This window comes from Pseudodonghicola xiamenensis DSM 18339 (assembly GCF_000429365.1).
Classification (GTDB): domain Bacteria; phylum Pseudomonadota; class Alphaproteobacteria; order Rhodobacterales; family Rhodobacteraceae; genus Pseudodonghicola; species Pseudodonghicola xiamenensis.
In genome coordinates this window covers 327,233-342,822 of sequence record NZ_AUBS01000002.1, presented here as the reverse complement: position 1 = coordinate 342,822, position 15,590 = coordinate 327,233, and the positions used below count along the sequence as shown (strand labels likewise).

The window sequence follows — 15,590 nt, the reverse complement described above, 5'->3', positions numbered from 1 at the left end:
AGGGCCGTTCCGAGGGTTGCGTCAGCCTGCTTGAACCGGATCTGACCGGCCGGCACAAGCGCTGGCTCGGGTACAACTTATGCGTGACTTGGAGCGAGAGCGGAAATTTGATAAGATGACAACATCGGACACAGAAGGGGATCGTTGCGCGATTTCCGGCAGTCGGGACATCCGGGCGGGACCATGAGAATCTTGATCGTTGAGGGGGAGCCCGAGCTTGGAGGGCTTTGGGCGCGCCACTTGCAAAGGCAGGGCGGGCAGGTGTCCCTGGCCTCGACGCAGGAGGCCGCAATTCTCGAACTGCAGAGCCGGCCTTTCGATATCATCGTGCTCGATCTGGTGTTGGAAGGCGGCAGTGCCCTCGCGGTGGCCGATTTTGCCAGTTTCCGCTGTCCGGAGACGCGGGTCATCTTCGTGACCGATACCACCTTCTTTTCGGATGGGTCGATCTTTGCACACAGCGCCAATGCCTGCGCCTATGTTCAGAGCCATACGACCCCTGAGGATCTGGCTGCCATTGTTGAGCACTACGGCTCGGTTCGGTGAGGCGGGGGGTTATCCCCGCCCGTGCGCCGCTCCGAAGTCGGGCGTCGTCAGCACCGGGACGATCCGGTTCGGATTGATGGTCTGGTGGCTGTAATAATAGTGGCGCACGATATGCGCGATCCCCACCGTTCCGGCGACGCCCGGCCGTTGATACAGCTCGCGGGTATAGGCCCAGAGATTGGGGTGATCGGCGATCCGCGCCCTGCTGCATTTGAAATGGTGGTGATAGACCATGTCGAACCGCAGCAGCGTGGTGAACAGCCGCCAATCGGCCTCGGTCAGCCGGTCGCCCATCAGATAGCGATTGCGAGATAGACGATCGTCCAGCCAGGCGAGGCTGTCGAACAGCGGCGCTTCGGCGGCCTCATAGGCCTCCTGCGTGGTGGCGAAACCGCATTTGTAGACACCATTGTTCACCGTGTCATAGACGCGCGCGTTGACCGCCTCGATCTCTTCCCGCAGGTCTTCGGGCCAGTAATCGTCGGTGTTGCCGGTGATCCCGTCGAAAGCGGAATTGAACATGCGGATGATTTCGGAACTTTCGTTCGACACGATGGTTTCGGTCTGCCTGTCCCAGAGGATCGGTACCGTCACCCGTCCACTGTAGTCGGGTTTGGCGCGGGTATAGAGCTGATGCGCATAGTCGAGCCCGTGGAGCCTGTCGCCGGTGGCGCCATGGTCGTCGGTCAGAAACGTCCAGCCCTGATCCAGCATGTCGGGATGAACGACCGAGACGCCGATATGATCCTCCAGCCCCTTCAGGGCGCGAAAGATCAGGGTGCGATGGGCCCAGGGGCAGGCCAGGCTGACATAGAGGTGATAGCGACCCGATTCGGCGGCAAATCCACCGCGGCCCGATGGGCCGGCGCTGCCGTCCGGGGTGATCCAGTTGCGGAAGGCTGAGGCCGAGCGTTCGAAGCGCCCGCCTGTGGCTTTCGTATCGTACCAGACATCCTGCCAAGTGCCGTCGACCAGCATACCCATCATGTTCTCCTTCCGCTGTGTCCTGACACCTAGGGGCTTTGGGCGGGCCGGCCCAGAAAAACTTGCGCGCAAGTCTTCTGCATCGCTGCACAATCGGCCGGAGAGCGCAGGCCCGCAGAACGGCGGTTTTCTGTCACACTCCTGCCGAATCTCTGAGCGAGACTTGATTTTGTGCCGGTTTGGCGCAGGCTTATCCCTAGGCGTTCCCGGGAGGACCGAACCATGACGACCTATCTGTCGAAAGAGCTGAGCGAGGGGTTGGCCGCGGCGCGGCTGGCGGGGTTGAAAAAGGCCAGCCGCCTGAGGGTTCTGGCCGATGACACCTTTTATCCGGTGTTACAGATGTGGAAGGATGGGTTTTCGGTCGAGGCATCGGAAGCCGCGCATCTGCGCGGGTTGGTCGATCTCTACGAGGGGAGCCGCCATCTGTATCAATGCCTGATCGTCGCCGCCGAGGAAGAGGCCGGCGAGATGCGCTTTGATTTCAAGCGCCACACCGCGGCGAGCGAGACGGCGCCGCTGGTCGACTACAGCCGCGAACCGGATGCGCCCGCAGGGCTTCTGGCGCGGCCTGAGTGACACCGGACGGCAGCTTTTATCGTGTCGCGAACAGCGGGCTGATGGTGTCGAGAATGATGGTGAGGGCCTCGCGGTTCTCGGTCGTGGTCTGCGAAGCTTCGAATTCGGCCAGTTCGACCCCGGCGATCTGTTGCGGTGGCAGGGCGTCCAGAATGGCCTTGCTCTGCGTCGGCAGCAGCCCGTCGGGCACCTTGTAGGCGGCGGGGACGAAATCGGGCTCCAGAACGTCCCAGTCGATATGGATCCAGACGGGGGCGCTGCCGATCTCTCTTAGCACGGTCTCGGCGGTTGCTTCGGCCGGGGGGATGACCCTGACACCGGCCTGCCGCAACAGCTCTTGCTCGGGGCGGTCGATATCGCGGGCGCCGATCAGGATGACCTGTTCCGGGCGCACCCCGGCGCCGTGGCGGTCAGGGCCGCCCCTCGGATCGCGCCCGGTGTCCGGTCGGCGATGCGGCCCTGAGAAAGGATCAAATCGAACGCCGGGGACTGCAGGGACGTTTTCTGAAACTTGGAATGGTGTCTTCTTGCCGCCAGGGCGGTGAGACGGTGATGGTCCGGTCGCGCCGGCGAGGGGCGCCAGACCCGTCGCAGCGACAGGCAAGGCGCCTTTGCCTTTGGGGCGGTTACTGCAGATCGGCGAAGGCCGCTTTCAGCCGCTCGCAGGCCTCGGCGATCCGGGCCCGTTGGGTGCCCAGGTTGAACCGCAGGAAGCTGTCGCCGCCCAGGCCGAAGGTCGGCCCGTGGTTGGCGGCGATCTTCGCGTCCTTCTCGACCCGGGCGGTGAATTCCTCCCGGCTCATCCCGGTGTCGGAAAAATCGACCCAGGCCAGGAAGGTGGCCTCCAACGGCATCGACTTCAGTCCCGGGATGGCATTGACGGCGGCGTCGAACAGTTTCCGGTTGCCGTCGAGATACTCCATCAGCTCATCGACCCAGGCCGCGCCCTCGGGTGAATAGGCGGCGATCGCAACCGCCTGTCCGATCGAGTTGGGCGATAGGTGCAGCGCCTCCATCCGGTCGGCGAAGGGCGCGCGCAGACCGGCGTCGGGGATGATCACATTGCCGGTATGAAGCCCCGCGACGTTGAAGGTCTTCGACGGGGCGGTCAGCATGATCACCCGGTCATTGGCGGCAGTGTCCACCGCGGCCATCGGGATGTGCTTTTGCCCGGGATAGATCAGATCGTGGTGAATTTCGTCCGAGACCAGAAGCAGGTCGTGTCGCTTGCAGAAGTCGATCACACCCTGCAGCTCGGTACGGGTCCAGACCCGGCCACCGGGATTGTGCGGTGAACAGAAGACCACCATCTTTGCCTTGTCGCTCACCTGTTTGTCCCAGGCGTCGAAATCCAGTTCGTAATGCCCGTTGTCGTTCACCATCGGACATTCCACCACCACCCGGCCGGCGGCGCGGATCACCTTGGCGAAGGCGTGATAGACAGGGGTGAACAGCAGGATCTCGTCCCCCGCCTCGGTATAGGCATCCAGGCACATGCCGACCGCATTCACCAGTCCGGTGGTGGTAAAGATCGCCTCGGGGGCGACCTCCCAATCGTGGCGGGTCTGCATCCACCAGCGGATCGCGTCGGTATAGGGTTTGCTGCAATCGACATAGCCGAAGACGCCATGCGCCACCATCTCGCCGATCTTGTTCAGGATCACGTCGGGCGCCTTGAAGTCGGTGTCGGCCACCCACATCGGGATTCCCTCATCGGCGGAGACGCCATAGATCGCCTCCATCCGGTCCCATTTGGCGCAATCGGTGCCGCGCCGGTCCACTAGCTCATCGAAATTCATGGGGGTCGTCATCAAGTGTCTCCGTCTGCTTGGGGCGGAGGCTAGCGGGAATGACACCGGGTGCAAGGGGGGCGTTGCGATAGGGCGTGTCATCGCCTACATCAGGTCCATGAAACGTCCGATCCTTATTCACCCCGATCCCCGCCTGAAGAAGGTTTGCGCGCCCGTCGCCGATGTGTCGGACGATCTGCGCAAGCTGGCAGACGACATGTTGGAAACCATGTATGACGCGCCAGGCGTCGGGCTGGCCGCGCCGCAGGTCGGTGTGCTCGATCGTTTGATCGTGCTCGATTGCGTCAAGGCAGAGGGCGATGCGCCGCGGCCGCTGATCATGTTCAATCCCGAGGTGATCGCTTCGTCTGAGGAATTGAACACCTATGAGGAAGGCTGCCTGTCGATCCCCGAGCAATATGCCGAAGTGACCCGCCCCAAGGTGGTGGATGTCCGCTGGATCGACCGTGACGGCAAGGAACGAACCGAGACGTTCGACGGACTTTGGGCGACTTGTGTGCAGCATGAGATCGACCACCTGAACGGCAAGCTTTTCATTGATTATCTAGGGCCGATGAAGCGGCAGATGATCACCCGCAAGATGCAGAAGCTGAAGCGCGACAGGGCGCGGGGCTGACATGGTCGCCTTGCCGATCCTGAAGTGGCCCGATCCGCGGCTGGCACAGCGCTGCGCGCCCGTCGGCGCGACGGAAGAGCTGTCCGAACTGATCGCCGAGATGTTCGCCACCATGTATGACGCGCCCGGCCGCGGTCTCGCCGCTCCTCAGGTCGGGGTGATGAAGCGGTTCTTCGTCATGGATGTCAGCTGGAAGGAAGGCACGCCCAGCCCCGAGGTGATGATCAACCCCGAGATCACCGACCGATCCGCCACGCTGATCGAGGGGGAGGAGGGCTGCCTGTCGATCCCTGGCATCACCGCCGTGGTGGCGCGGCCCGACTGGGTGGTGATGGACTGGACCGATGCCGAGGGCCAACGCCAGAGCCGCAGGCTCGAGGGGTTCGCTGCCCGTTGTGCCCAGCATGAGCTGGATCACCTCGATGGGTTGGTCACATTCGATCGTCTCGCGCCCGATGCGCGGGATGCTGCGCTGGCGTCCTATGCACGAAAGTCGACCGCATGACCGTTCGCATCTGCCTGCCTTGGCCCGACAAGCGGCTGCGTACCCCGGCCGAACCGGTCGAGGCGATCACCGACGACATTCGCGCGATCTGGACCGACATGATCGACACCATGGAGGCGATGCCCGGTGTCGGGCTGGCCGCGCCGCAGATCGGCGTGATGCTGCGGCTGGCGGTGGTCGATGCCTCGGACAGCCGGGGTCAGGCGGTGCGCATGGCCAATCCGGAAATTCTTCATGCCTCGGTCCAGCCGCGCGTGCATGAGGAGGCGAGCCCGAACCTGCCCGGTGTGTCGGCCAAAATCGAACGGCCCCGGGCAGTGACGGTGCGCTTTCTGAACGATCAGGGCGAGGCCGAGGAGCGGGATTTCGTCGGCCTCTGGGCGACCTCGATCCAGCATCAGATCGACCATCTGAACGGTCGGATGTATTTCGACAATCTCAGCAAGGTCAAACGCGACATGCTGCTGCGCAAGGCCCGCAAGCTGGCCGGCTGATCGGTCAAGTGACGCGGCGTTTTGGCCAGTCCGGGTGATTTGGGAATTGCATCCCTCCGGTGCTTCTCGCCTGCTTTGGGCGAGGAGAACCAGTCAGGGAGGATGAAAATGACTGAGACCGCAATGGATTTCATTCCCTTCGAGAGCTTCGAGATCGGCCAGGTGCAGAACTTTGGCGCCTATGCGGTGACCAAGGAAGAGATCATCGAATTCGCCAGCAAATACGATGCGCAGTTCTTTCACCTCGACGAGGAGGCGGCGAAGCAGTCGCTGTTCGGCGGGCTCTGCGCCAGTGGCTGGCACACCTGCGCCATGACCATGGCGATGATGGTGGAGAATCTGGACCGGACCGGCCGGTCTCTGGGCTCGCCCGGGATCGATTCGCTGCGCTGGCTGAAGCCGGTCTACCCCGGTGAGGTCCTGTCGGTACGGATGGAGGTTCTGGAGCTGACGCCGTCGAAAAGCCGTCCGATCGGCTTTGTCAAAAGCAAGGTGACGGTCAGCAATCAGGACGGCGTGCCGGTGATGGAATTCATCAGCAACGGCATTTTCCCGCGCGGCGAGGCTGCGGCGGGCTGAGTGTCCTAAACCTCCGCCCCCCCCCCGAGCCCCCCCCCCCCCCCCCTGCGGAACAAATCCGAAGGGCGCCGGACCGTCCCCGCGGGCCGGCGATTGCCCGCGCGGCTTGCTCTGATGGCCCGGCGTCAGCGCAGGGAACCATGTCGCGGGGGGCCGCGCTCATGGTACTGCCAAAGCTGGACACCCGCTGGCGCATGACTAAGGTGCGCCGCAATTGAAGGCCGGCGACAAGACGGAGGTTTGGCAATGCGCATCATCTTCATGGGAACCCCCGATTTCTCGGTCCCGGTGCTCGACGCGCTGGTCACGGCGGGGCACGAGATCGCTGCCGTCTATTGCCAGCCGCCGCGCCCCGCCGGTCGTGGCAAGAAGGATCGCCCGAGCCCAGTCCAGGCACGGGCAGAGGTGCTGGGCCTGACTGTGCGCCATCCCACCAGTCTGAAGACACCCGAGGCGCAGGCGGAATTCGCCGCGCTGAAGGCCGATATCGCCGTGGTGGTCGCCTATGGGCTGATCCTGCCGCAGGCGGTGCTGGATGCACCGGTAAAGGGGTGCCTGAACATCCACGCGAGCCTGTTGCCGCGCTGGCGCGGGGCGGCGCCGATCCATCGCGCCATCATGGCGGGCGATGCGGAAACCGGCGTCTGCATCATGCAAATGGAGGCCGGGCTCGATACCGGGCCTGTGCTGCTGCGCGAGGCCACGCCGATCGGGGAGGAGGAGACCACCGAACAGTTGCATGACCGGCTGTCCGCCATGGGCGCGGCGCTGATCGTCACCGCGCTGGCGCGCCTCGATGCCTTGGTGCCCGAGCCGCAGCCGGATGAAGGTGTCACCTATGCCACCAAGATCGACAAGGCCGAGGCAAGGATCGACTGGGCCCTGCCTGCGGTCGAGGTCGATCGCAAGATCCGCGGGCTGTCCCCTTTCCCCGGTGCCTGGTGCGACTTTGAAGGTGAGAGGTTGAAACTTCTGGCCTCGTGCCTGGCGCCCGGTGCCGGCGCGCCGGGCGAGGTGCTGGACGATGCGCTGACCGTCGCCTGCGGCGAGGGGGCGGTGCAATTGACCCGCTTGCAAAGGGCGGGCAAGGGGGCGCAGGATGCCGATGTGTTCCTGCGCGGCCGGCCGGTGCCGGCGGGAACCCGTCTGTAACCGGGAAGGGCGCGCGCGATGTATATGACGCTGATGGGCACGGTGGTGATCGCGGGGATCGTCGGCTATGCCTCGGAAAGATCGGGCTTTACCCAGAATGGTATCATCCCCTCGATCATCATCTGCATCGGCGGGGCCTTCCTGTTCTATTTCGTCCGGGTGATGTTTGGCATCGGCTTTCATTCTGCCGGGATGAACGCCATCGCGTCGTCAATCGGGGCGCTGATCATCGTGCCGTTCCACTGGAGGAAGTGAGCCGTGGGGATTGTTGCATTGATCATCATCGGAGCCGCCGCCGGCTTCCTGGCAACGCGGATCATGAATATCGAGGCCGATATTCCCACTACCATGCTGATCGGTATCGTCGGCGCATTAGTGGGCGGCCTGGTGCTCAGGGCGCTGCTGGCGATGATGGGGGCGCTGGCGGGGTTTGTCGGCGCTGTGCTTGGGGCGCTGGTGGTGATCTGGGTCTGGCAGACCTATCTGAAACGCTAGGCACCGCTCTGTCACAGGGGGCGGGGAGTTCCGGGCGGTGGCTGCCGCCCGGAACTCGCACGGGTCAGCCGTTGTAGTCGGCGTCCGAGACCTTCTCCATCCAGGTGACGGGGCTGCCATCAATGCTTTCCTGAATGGCGATGTGGCTCATTGCGGTGTCGGGCGCGGCACCGTGCCAATGTTTCTCCCCGGCGGGGAACCAGACGATATCCCCCTGGCGCACCTCTTCGATGGGGCCGCCGTCACGTTGCACCCGACCCCGGCCAAAGGTGATGATGATGGTCTGGCCGGCGGGGTGGGTGTGCCAGGCCGTGCGCGCGCCTGGCTCGAATGTGACATGGGCGCCGCTGGTGCGGCCGGGCGCGTCGGCCTGAAACATCGGGTCGATGCGAACGGTGCCGGTGAACCAGTCATCAGGCCCCGGCATCGAGGGGGTGCTGCCCGCACGGATGATTTTCATGGTGATTTCCTTTCTGTTCTGTCGCGCGATCAGCCGCGCAGCTTTTCGAAACGGTAGGTGAGGGCGGGGCCCCCGGGCTGGGCATAGGCGAGTTCTGCGGTGGCCATGGCAAAGGGTTCGATGAACCGGGCGTTGCGCAGTCTTCCTGCCTCTAGGGGGGTGAAGCCGATATCGCGGATCAGCCCGCCGGCAATGGTCTTGGCGTCGGGATCGTCTCCGCAGACAAGAACCTGCGGCGCCGGAGCCTTGCCTTTGCGGGCGAAAACCGGGGCGAAGCTTTCCGAGGGGGTGGTGTTGAAGCAGGAAACCCAGCCTGCGCGGGGGCGTCGCCGCGCCAGCTCTTCGGCGCCGGAGGTGGTGGTGCCGAGCACCAGCTCGCTGTTGCGGTCGTTCAGCGGCACGCAGCAGTTCAGCACCGGCTTGCCGTCGAGCTCCCCGGCCTGTTCCAGCACGTCGTCGATCCGCGACCAGTGTACCGCCAACAAAAGCACCTCTGAGGTCGCCACCGTCTCGGCGACCGTTCCTTGGGCGCTGCCGCTCTCGCGGGCCAGCCGCTCCAGCTTATGGCGGCTGCGGGCATAGGAGAAGGTCACATCGTGATCGCAAAGCGCCCAGAGCCGGCCCAGACCGGCCCCCATCAGACCAGAGCCAAGGATGCCGATCCTCATCTACCGCGTCCTCGCGATCCGGGGCGGCGGGTGGAAACGGTTTTCATCGAAAGCTCCTTATCAAAAGGCGTCTTCCAACGATGTGGGGCATCTGGCGGACAGTCTTAATACGGAAGACGATCAAGCCAGTCATGAGTGCCGCTCATGAATGGTCAGGAGCGTTCGCGCAGCGCCTCCAACACCACGTCGAAGGCAGAGGATGATCGCTGACGGCTTGGATAATAGAGATGAAAGCCGGGAAAATAGGGCGAATATTCGCCGAGGCAGATCTCCAGGGCGCCCGAGCCGATTTGTTTGCGGGCCAGTCGTTCGGGCACCAGCGCCAGGCCGTTGCCGTCGCAGGCGGCCTGAAGAACCGGGGTGATCGTGTTGAAACAGGCCTGGCCCTGGACCTTGACGCGGATCTCCTGGCCGCTTTCGTCTTCGAATTCCCAAGCGGAAAGCGTGCCATGGGTGGAAAGCCGCAGGTTGATGCAGTTGTGCCGGGCCAGATCCTGTGGCGTCTCCGGCTGGCCCATCTGTTCGAAATACGCCGGAGAGCCGACGCAGATCATCCGTTCGTCGGGGCCGATGCGGACCGAGATCATGCCGTCGCTGACCTGCTCGCCATAACGCACGCCGGCATCGCACTGGAAATTCGCCAGATCAGTATAGCCGTAATCCATGACGAATTCGATATTCACTGCAGGGTATTGCTTCAGCACCGGGGAGAGCTTGGGCCAGAGAATGCTTTCGATGGCATAATCCACAGCCACGATCCGCACCGTGCCGGTGGGTTTGTCGCGGGCGTCGTTGATCGCCTGCAGCCGGGTTTCGATCTTGTCGAAACAGGGGGTCAGTGTTGCAAGCAGATCCTCACCTTCAAGCGTCGGGGCGACGCTGCGGGTGGTCCGGGTCAGCAGGCGCAGGCCAAGCCTCTGTTCTAGCCCTTTGATCGTATGGCTCAGTGCCGATTGAGAGACATTCAGCCGGGCCGCCGCCCGGGTGAAGCTGCGTTCTTCGGCAACGGCGGCGAAGGCGATCAGATCGTTTACATTCTCACGAAGCATGTGGGGCCTGAAATCTGGGGCGATATGTGCCGGATATCATCAGGATATATGAGCCTTGCTCATGAAGTCGATGGGGGAGGCCGAAACCGGGTAGGCATTGCAGCCTGGCCGGCTCGCTACCCTCCTGCTCTGGGATAGGGTTCGCGTTTCAGGGGCGGCAGGAAGACCAGCTCCTCGCCGCGGTGCATGGAGATATTGATGCGGAACGCCTCGGCGATCCGTTCCGAACGGTCGATGAACAGCCGCGCGGTCAGCGGCGGGCAGATCTCGGTGACCGTATTGCGAAACAGCGCCAGCCAGCGCATGAAATGGCTGTCGTCAAGTTCCGGCATCGCGAGGTGCTTAGGCATCGGGCGGCCGCTGTAGGCCTTGGTCCCGAGCAGGGAAGCGCCCCAGAAGGCTTCGATCTTCGCCAGATGGGCTGGCCAGTCGTCGTCGGCGACGTATTTGCGGAATATCGGGCCGATCACGCTGTCCTGGCGGGCTTGATCGTAGAAACGATGCACGACGCGCCGCACCATCTGGGCGTCGAGCCCTTCGGCAATGGCCTGTGCCGGCGTCGGGCGGGATTCTTCTCCGGGGCGAGAGGTCATGAGGCGTTTCCTGTGATTCGATAGGTGCAGCGCCGGCCGCCCTCGACGATATGCTCGATACGTTCGACCGCCGTGTCGCTGCCGAGGGCGGTTTCGAACACCTTCTTTTCGGTGCGGCAGAAACCCTGGCAGAAGGTCGCGGCAGCACAGATCGGGCAATGGTTTTCGATCAGCAGCATGGTGTCGTCACCGGCCTCCTCGGCGGTGGCCATATAGCCTTCCGCCGAACGCAATTCCGCAAGCTTTTCGACCCGTTCCCTCAGGGTGGTACAGCTTGCCATGGCGGCGGCATAGCGCGATTGGCTGCTGCCTTCCCGGGCGTCGATAAGCTGATCGAGCGCCTGTTGCCCCAATATCTCGCGGATCGAGCCGAGTAGTTCCACAGTCAGCGCCGCATGGCTGTCGGGGAAACGGGATTGCCCCTTTTCGGTCAGGTGCCAATAGGTCGAGGGACGGCCGCGCCCCGAGGCTCGCCGTTCATCCCGGACCTGACCCTCTTCCGACAGTTTCACAAGCTGCTGGCGGGCCGCCTCGCCGGTGATCCCAAGCTTCGCGCCGATCTGGGACGAGGTCTGTGCCCCTTGCATCTTCAACGCCATCAGGATGCGCTCGGCCGGGGCCCGAGGGGACCATGCATAATTTTCCAAGACATCTGTTGACATATTGATCTCGATGTTTTTCAAAGGCGTTGCTTGTTTAATTATCGGAATGAGCCGTGTCGCGCAAGCGCCGGCCCGGAAGGAGACAAATCATGGCTTTCGAATTGCCCTCGTTGACTTATGCGCATGCGGCCCTGGCTGAGCGCGGCATGAGCCAGGAAACGTTGGAACTGCATCATGACAAACACCATCAGGCCTATGTCACGGCACTGAACGGTTTTGTCGAGGCCAACGCCGATCTGCAGGGCAAGACGCTGGAGCAGATCATCACCCTGACTTATGGCGATGACGCCCGGGCGCCGGCCTTCAACAATGCCGGGCAGCACTGGAACCATATCCATTTCTGGAATGCGCTGTCGCCTACCGGTGGCGCCATGCCGGGCAAGCTGGAGGCCAAGATTGTCGAGGCCTTCGGATCGGTCGATCAGTTCAAGAATGCGTTCAAGGCGGTGGCCGTGGGCCAGTTCGGATCGGGTTGGGCCTGGCTGATCCAGAAGGCGGATGGCGCGCTGGCGGTGACCAAGACACCCAACGGCGTGAACCCGTTGGCTACCGGCGAAGGCACGGCCTTGCTGGGGCTCGATGTCTGGGAGCACAGCTATTACGTCGATTTCCGCAACCGGCGTCCCGACTATGTGACCAACTTCCTCGACCATCTGGCGAACTACGAGTTCGCCGAAGCGAACCTCGCCTGACGCGGGGTGGGGCTGTCCTGCCATGACAACGCTCCCGTTCATGGCAGGGCAGCCGCCCTTGGGTCGCTGATACGCGGGTCTGTTTGGAGCCAACCCCGGGGAGGGGCAATATGAGTGAGAGCAAGGATGTTTCTGCCGACTGCGCGGCGCTTCGCTCTGCTTCGGCGTCTCTGCGGTCTGATTTCCGCGACGCCATGGCATCTTTGGCAGCAAAGGTTTGTATCGTTGCCGCACGGGGGGCCGGGCAGTGTTTTGGCCGGACGGTGACGGCGGCGTTTTCGCTGAATGTTGCGCCCCCGGCGATTCTGGTTTCGATCGCTGCCGGAGCGCCGCTTGCGGCACTGATCCGCGCGGGGCGGCAGTTCTCCGTCGCGATGCTGTCCGAGGGGCAGCAGGCCGTGGCGGACGCTTTTGCCGGAAAGGTGGCGCCAGAGCATCGGTTCGAGGTCGGGGACTGGCAGAGCTGGAGCTCGGGGCAGCCCCGGCTGGCCGGTGGCGTCGCCGCGATGGATTGCACCGTGATCAGTGAGATTGAACTGGCCGATCATCTGTTGTTCGCGGGCGCGCCGCGCGACATCCGGCACGATGGCGGCCGGCAACCGCTGGTCTGGCATGGGCGGCACTATAACGGGGTGTGCACGCTGTGACTGTTCTTGCCATCATCGTTCGTCGGGGTGGGGTCGTCATGACCCGAAGACAGCGAGAGAAAACATGAGAAAATTTCCCTGGCGTCATCTCTATGCCTGGCTTCTGGCCGCTTTCTTCTGCCTGGGCGGATATCTCAATATCTTCGCTTCCCCCGAGGTGCTCGACGATTACCGGCGTTGGGGGTTCCCGGATTGGTTTCACGTCGCCACCGGGGTGTTGGAGTGGGGGGCGGCGTTGTTGCTGGCCTTGCCGGCCTTTCGACTGGCGGGCAGCATCCTTGCCGGGGCAGTGATGGCCTCGGCTGCGACGACCGTCTTGCTGAATGCAGAATATGCGCATGCGGTGCCGCCGGTGATCGTGCTGATGCTGGTCTGCCTGAATGGCTGGTGGAGCTGGCGCCTGGCGCGCCTTGATGAAGTTTCTGTTTCCCGATGACCCGATGATCTGAAGCTTGCCATTCCAGTCGGCAATCCGGTGGCCCTGCGCCACGTCGGGGTGCCACCCATCGCCGTGTTCCGATCTCACGCCACCCAGTAGAGAGGAGCCGGTTGCCCCTGTGGCGGCTTGCCGGACGGCTGGAGGCCGGCCCGGGCCTGGCATCGCGCCGGTCCGGGTCGGTCAAATTTTTGGGGGGGGCGGGTTAGCCTGCCAGAAGGAAGCAGACCGAGGTCAGAAGCAAAAGGGCGAACAGGATATTGAGGCCTCTGCCCAGGCTGGGCTGCGTCAGCAGTCGCGAGAAGGTCGTGCCGAAGGCCAGCCAGGCGGCGTTCACCGTCACGATGACCAGTGTCAGGGCGGCGATCTTCAGAGCGGTGTCCGGGCCTGGCTGACCCGGCAGGATCATATGGCCGGAATAGACTGCTCCGATGGCGGCGAAGGCCTTGGGGTTGGCAAGCGCCAATCCGAGCCCAGGCAGGAAAGACGCGATAACGACCGAAGATTTTTGCGGTTGGTGCCCGTCGGTGGCGCCTACTGGGGCGGTGGCGATCTTCCAGGCGAGATAGAGGATATAGGCGATGGCGGCGATCTGAAGCGCGCTCAGCAGCTCCGGCGGAAGGGCGTGAATGGCGGAAACGCCACTCGCCACGATCAGCAGGACCGCCGTGGTGCCGGTGATGATCCCGAGCAGGTAGCGGCGGCAGGCGCGAAAGCCGAAGGCCGCGCCCAGGCTGGCAAGGGTCAGCGTTGCGGGCCCTGGGCTGCCCATCAGCGGAAAGGCGGACAGCCAGAGCAGAAGAAGCTTGCCGGTCATTGTCCGGGCGCGCCTGGATGCGCGAGATGGGATGTGGCGGAGTGCGGCGGCTGATCATGCCCGCAGGATATCTCTGGTGTCATGGTTGCCCTTGCTGTGTCGAAGCCTGTCGCAGGGGCTGCAACCCGGCTTTGTCAGGAGCATATCGGGCGAATACTGTTGTGAATAACGAATATATTGAAATCAAATGTTCAGTTTTTCTAATGTATTGGGCCTGTGGCTGTCCACTTGGCAGGGGGGCTGTCTGCCGGTCCGGAACCAGGCGGGCGCAGGCCCGATACATGAGCGCACGCCCGTCCGTTTGCTGGCCTTCGGATGTGGTCAGGGTGTGATCAGACCCTGACGGAGCTGTCGCTGGACATGCGTCGGCAGGCGTTGACCTCCTGGCGCAGGATGCGGGCGGCCTGCTCGGGGTCGGGCTGGCCGCAGATGGCCGAGACAACTGCCACGCCCAATGCGCCGGCCGCCAGGGCGGCGGCGACATGCGGGGCCTTGAGACCGCCGATGGCGACCGCTGGCACCGGGCTGGCGGCGATCTGGGTGGCGAGCCCGTCAAAGCCCACCGGGGTCTTGTGGTCCAGCTTGGTCGGCGTGGCAAAGACCGGGCCGGCGCCGATGTAATCGACCAGCATTGGGTCGGCTTGGGCGGCCAGCTCCGGCGTTTCGACCGTGAGCCCGAGGATCGCGTCGGGGCCGATCAGCCGGCGTGCCTCGGTCGCCTTCATGTCTCCCTGGCCGATGTGGATGCCGTCGGCGCCGATCTCCACCGCTGCCGCAACATCGTCATTGACGATGAGCCGGGCGCCGGTTCCGGCCAGCGCGGTCTTCAGCGCGCGCCCGGTCTCGATCATCCGCGCGGTGCCGCCGTCCTTGTCGCGCAGTTGCACCATCGTCGCCCCGCCAGCAACTGCGCGGCGGGCGGTCTCGACCATGCCGATCCCGGCGCAGAGGCCGGGATCGAGCACCAGATAGACCGCAAGATCGAATGTTGGCCTCATCATGCCTGGCTCACCCGTGCCTCGGCGTCGAGCGCCCCGGGCGCAAGCCCATGTAGCGCATCGAGGAACCGGACGCCGAAAGAGCCGGGCCCTGCCGCGCCCTCATGCGCCCGGCTGCCGGCCACGGCATAATGCGCCAGCGCCCCTACGGCGGCATCGAAGGGATCGTCCGCCACCGCCGCATAGGCGCCGCAAAGCCCGGTCAGTGAACAGCCCAGAGCGGTATTGAGCGGCATATAGGGCGATCCGCCGGCGATCCGCACGGCGCGGGTGCCGTCGGTGACGAAATCGACTTCGCCGGTCACCGCGACCACCGCGCCGCTGGTTTCGGCCAGGTGTCGCGCGCCGGCCTCCGCCGTCTCCACGGAATCGCGTCCATCGACGCCCTGGCCTCGGCTGTCCTCTCCAGCAAGCGCCAGGATTTCCGAGGCATTGCCGCGGATGATGGTGGGGGTCAGTGCCAGCAGATCGGCCGCGGTGCGCCGGCGCAGCGCCGTTGCCTGACAGGCCACCGGATCCAGCACCCAGGGCCGCCCGGCTGCCTGCGCCCCTTCGATGGCGGTCCGCATTCCGGCCACGAAGGGCGCGGAGAGCGTGCCGATATTCACCGTCAGCGCCCCGGCGATACGGGCAAATTCATTCGCCTCCTCGGCGTCCGAGACCATGGCGGGGCTGGCGCCGGCGGCCAGCAGCACATTCGCCGCGATGTTCATCGCCACGAAATTGGTGATGCATTGCACCAGCGGCGGTTCGGCCCGCAGCCGGCTCAGCAGAACGCCCGGGGTTTGTTGTGTCATGCTCATGTCC

General features: G+C 64.1%; 23 protein-coding genes. 12 read left to right on the top strand and 11 right to left on the bottom strand.

Annotation, left to right across the window (positions count from 1 at the left end; genetic code table 11):
• Window positions 1–183 precede the first annotated feature (183 nt).
• A complete protein-coding gene (locus G455_RS0104625; RefSeq protein ID WP_028092610.1) occupies window positions 184–546 on the top strand; it encodes a response regulator transcription factor in 363 nt (120 codons plus the stop codon).
• Window positions 547–555: 9 nt separating this feature from the next.
• Here the strand turns inward: G455_RS0104625 and G455_RS0104620 are convergent, their stop codons facing one another.
• On the bottom strand, window positions 556–1,530 hold the full coding sequence (locus G455_RS0104620; protein ID WP_028092609.1) for a glutathione S-transferase family protein: 975 nt from the start codon (window positions 1,528–1,530) through the stop codon (window positions 556–558).
• Window positions 1,531–1,752: 222 nt separating this feature from the next.
• On the opposite strand from G455_RS0104620, the gene G455_RS0104615 reads away from it, so the two are divergent.
• Complete coding sequence (locus G455_RS0104615; protein ID WP_028092608.1) at window positions 1,753–2,109, top strand: hypothetical protein; 357 nt, start codon at window positions 1,753–1,755, stop codon at window positions 2,107–2,109.
• 16 nt (window positions 2,110–2,125) lie between these two features.
• Here the strand turns inward: G455_RS0104615 and G455_RS26775 are convergent, their stop codons facing one another.
• On the bottom strand, window positions 2,126–2,503 hold the full coding sequence (locus G455_RS26775) for an arginase family protein (RefSeq protein ID WP_051312170.1): 378 nt from the start codon (window positions 2,501–2,503) through the stop codon (window positions 2,126–2,128).
• Window positions 2,504–2,735: 232 nt separating this feature from the next.
• Complete coding sequence (locus tag G455_RS0104605; RefSeq protein ID WP_028092607.1) at window positions 2,736–3,908, bottom strand: MalY/PatB family protein; 1,173 nt, start codon at window positions 3,906–3,908, stop codon at window positions 2,736–2,738.
• 109 nt (window positions 3,909–4,017) lie between these two features.
• Here G455_RS0104605 and def (G455_RS0104600) point away from each other — a divergent pair, with 109 nt between their 5' ends.
• The 7 genes from def (G455_RS0104600) (at window position 4,018) to G455_RS0104570 (ending at window position 7,761) form a co-directional block, all read left to right on the top strand.
• On the top strand, window positions 4,018–4,536 hold the full coding sequence (gene def / locus G455_RS0104600) for a peptide deformylase (RefSeq protein ID WP_028092606.1): 519 nt from the start codon (window positions 4,018–4,020) through the stop codon (window positions 4,534–4,536).
• 1 nt (window position 4,537) lies between these two features.
• Window positions 4,538–5,041, top strand: coding sequence for a peptide deformylase (def, locus tag G455_RS0104595; RefSeq protein WP_028092605.1), 504 nt, complete (start codon window positions 4,538–4,540; stop codon window positions 5,039–5,041).
• Entirely contained in the window at window positions 5,038–5,535 is a 498-nt protein-coding gene (gene def, locus G455_RS0104590) for a peptide deformylase (protein ID WP_028092604.1), read from the top strand. The genes def (G455_RS0104595) and def (G455_RS0104590) overlap by 4 nt, the downstream gene beginning before the upstream one ends.
• Before the next feature lie 108 nt (window positions 5,536–5,643).
• On the top strand, window positions 5,644–6,114 hold the full coding sequence (locus G455_RS0104585) for a MaoC family dehydratase (protein WP_205620455.1): 471 nt from the start codon (window positions 5,644–5,646) through the stop codon (window positions 6,112–6,114).
• A gap of 246 nt (window positions 6,115–6,360) precedes the next feature.
• Window positions 6,361–7,266, top strand: coding sequence for a methionyl-tRNA formyltransferase (gene fmt / locus G455_RS0104580; protein ID WP_028092602.1), 906 nt, complete (start codon window positions 6,361–6,363; stop codon window positions 7,264–7,266).
• Between the two features lie 18 nt (window positions 7,267–7,284).
• Window positions 7,285–7,521: a hypothetical protein gene (locus G455_RS0104575; protein WP_028092601.1), complete on the top strand. Its 237-nt coding sequence runs from the start codon at window positions 7,285–7,287 to the stop codon at window positions 7,519–7,521.
• A 3-nt stretch (window positions 7,522–7,524) separates the two neighbouring features.
• Window positions 7,525–7,761 (top strand): GlsB/YeaQ/YmgE family stress response membrane protein, encoded by a 237-nt coding sequence (locus tag G455_RS0104570; RefSeq protein WP_028092600.1) that lies wholly within the window; start codon window positions 7,525–7,527, stop codon window positions 7,759–7,761.
• 64 nt (window positions 7,762–7,825) lie between these two features.
• On the opposite strand, the gene G455_RS0104565 is transcribed toward G455_RS0104570, so the two are convergent.
• From G455_RS0104565 to G455_RS0104545, 5 genes are all read right to left on the bottom strand, one after another.
• The gene (locus tag G455_RS0104565; protein WP_028092599.1) at window positions 7,826–8,221 is read right to left on the bottom strand and encodes a (R)-mandelonitrile lyase; all 396 of its coding nucleotides are present in this window, start codon (window positions 8,219–8,221) and stop codon (window positions 7,826–7,828) included.
• A 29-nt stretch (window positions 8,222–8,250) separates the two neighbouring features.
• Window positions 8,251–8,889: an NADPH-dependent F420 reductase gene (locus G455_RS0104560; protein WP_028092598.1), complete on the bottom strand. Its 639-nt coding sequence runs from the start codon at window positions 8,887–8,889 to the stop codon at window positions 8,251–8,253.
• A gap of 152 nt (window positions 8,890–9,041) precedes the next feature.
• The gene (locus G455_RS0104555) at window positions 9,042–9,938 is read right to left on the bottom strand and encodes a LysR family transcriptional regulator (RefSeq protein WP_028092597.1); all 897 of its coding nucleotides are present in this window, start codon (window positions 9,936–9,938) and stop codon (window positions 9,042–9,044) included.
• A gap of 116 nt (window positions 9,939–10,054) precedes the next feature.
• On the bottom strand, window positions 10,055–10,531 hold the full coding sequence (locus G455_RS23350) for a group III truncated hemoglobin (RefSeq protein WP_035366097.1): 477 nt from the start codon (window positions 10,529–10,531) through the stop codon (window positions 10,055–10,057).
• On the bottom strand, window positions 10,528–11,130 hold the full coding sequence (locus G455_RS0104545; RefSeq protein WP_205620454.1) for a helix-turn-helix transcriptional regulator: 603 nt from the start codon (window positions 11,128–11,130) through the stop codon (window positions 10,528–10,530). The genes G455_RS23350 and G455_RS0104545 overlap by 4 nt, the downstream gene beginning before the upstream one ends.
• Before the next feature lie 152 nt (window positions 11,131–11,282).
• On the opposite strand from G455_RS0104545, the gene G455_RS0104540 reads away from it, so the two are divergent.
• The 3 genes from G455_RS0104540 to G455_RS0104530 all read left to right on the top strand — a co-directional run bounded on the left by G455_RS0104540 (window position 11,283) and on the right by G455_RS0104530 (window position 12,968).
• Entirely contained in the window at window positions 11,283–11,885 is a 603-nt protein-coding gene (locus G455_RS0104540) for a superoxide dismutase (RefSeq protein WP_028092595.1), read from the top strand.
• Window positions 11,886–11,995: 110 nt separating this feature from the next.
• Window positions 11,996–12,532, top strand: coding sequence for a flavin reductase family protein (locus tag G455_RS23345; RefSeq protein ID WP_051312168.1), 537 nt, complete (start codon window positions 11,996–11,998; stop codon window positions 12,530–12,532).
• Between the two features lie 64 nt (window positions 12,533–12,596).
• Window positions 12,597–12,968 (top strand): DoxX family protein, encoded by a 372-nt coding sequence (locus G455_RS0104530; RefSeq protein ID WP_028092594.1) that lies wholly within the window; start codon window positions 12,597–12,599, stop codon window positions 12,966–12,968.
• 205 nt (window positions 12,969–13,173) lie between these two features.
• Here G455_RS0104530 and G455_RS0104525 read toward each other — a convergent pair whose 3' ends face one another.
• The 3 genes from G455_RS0104525 to thiM form a co-directional block, all read right to left on the bottom strand.
• On the bottom strand, window positions 13,174–13,785 hold the full coding sequence (locus tag G455_RS0104525; protein ID WP_028092593.1) for a LysE family translocator: 612 nt from the start codon (window positions 13,783–13,785) through the stop codon (window positions 13,174–13,176).
• Between the two features lie 332 nt (window positions 13,786–14,117).
• On the bottom strand, window positions 14,118–14,783 hold the full coding sequence (thiE, locus tag G455_RS23340; RefSeq protein WP_035366169.1) for a thiamine phosphate synthase: 666 nt from the start codon (window positions 14,781–14,783) through the stop codon (window positions 14,118–14,120).
• On the bottom strand, window positions 14,783–15,580 hold the full coding sequence (thiM, locus tag G455_RS0104515; RefSeq protein WP_035366167.1) for a hydroxyethylthiazole kinase: 798 nt from the start codon (window positions 15,578–15,580) through the stop codon (window positions 14,783–14,785). The genes thiE and thiM overlap by 1 nt, the downstream gene beginning before the upstream one ends.
• Window positions 15,581–15,590: the final 10 nt, after the last annotated feature.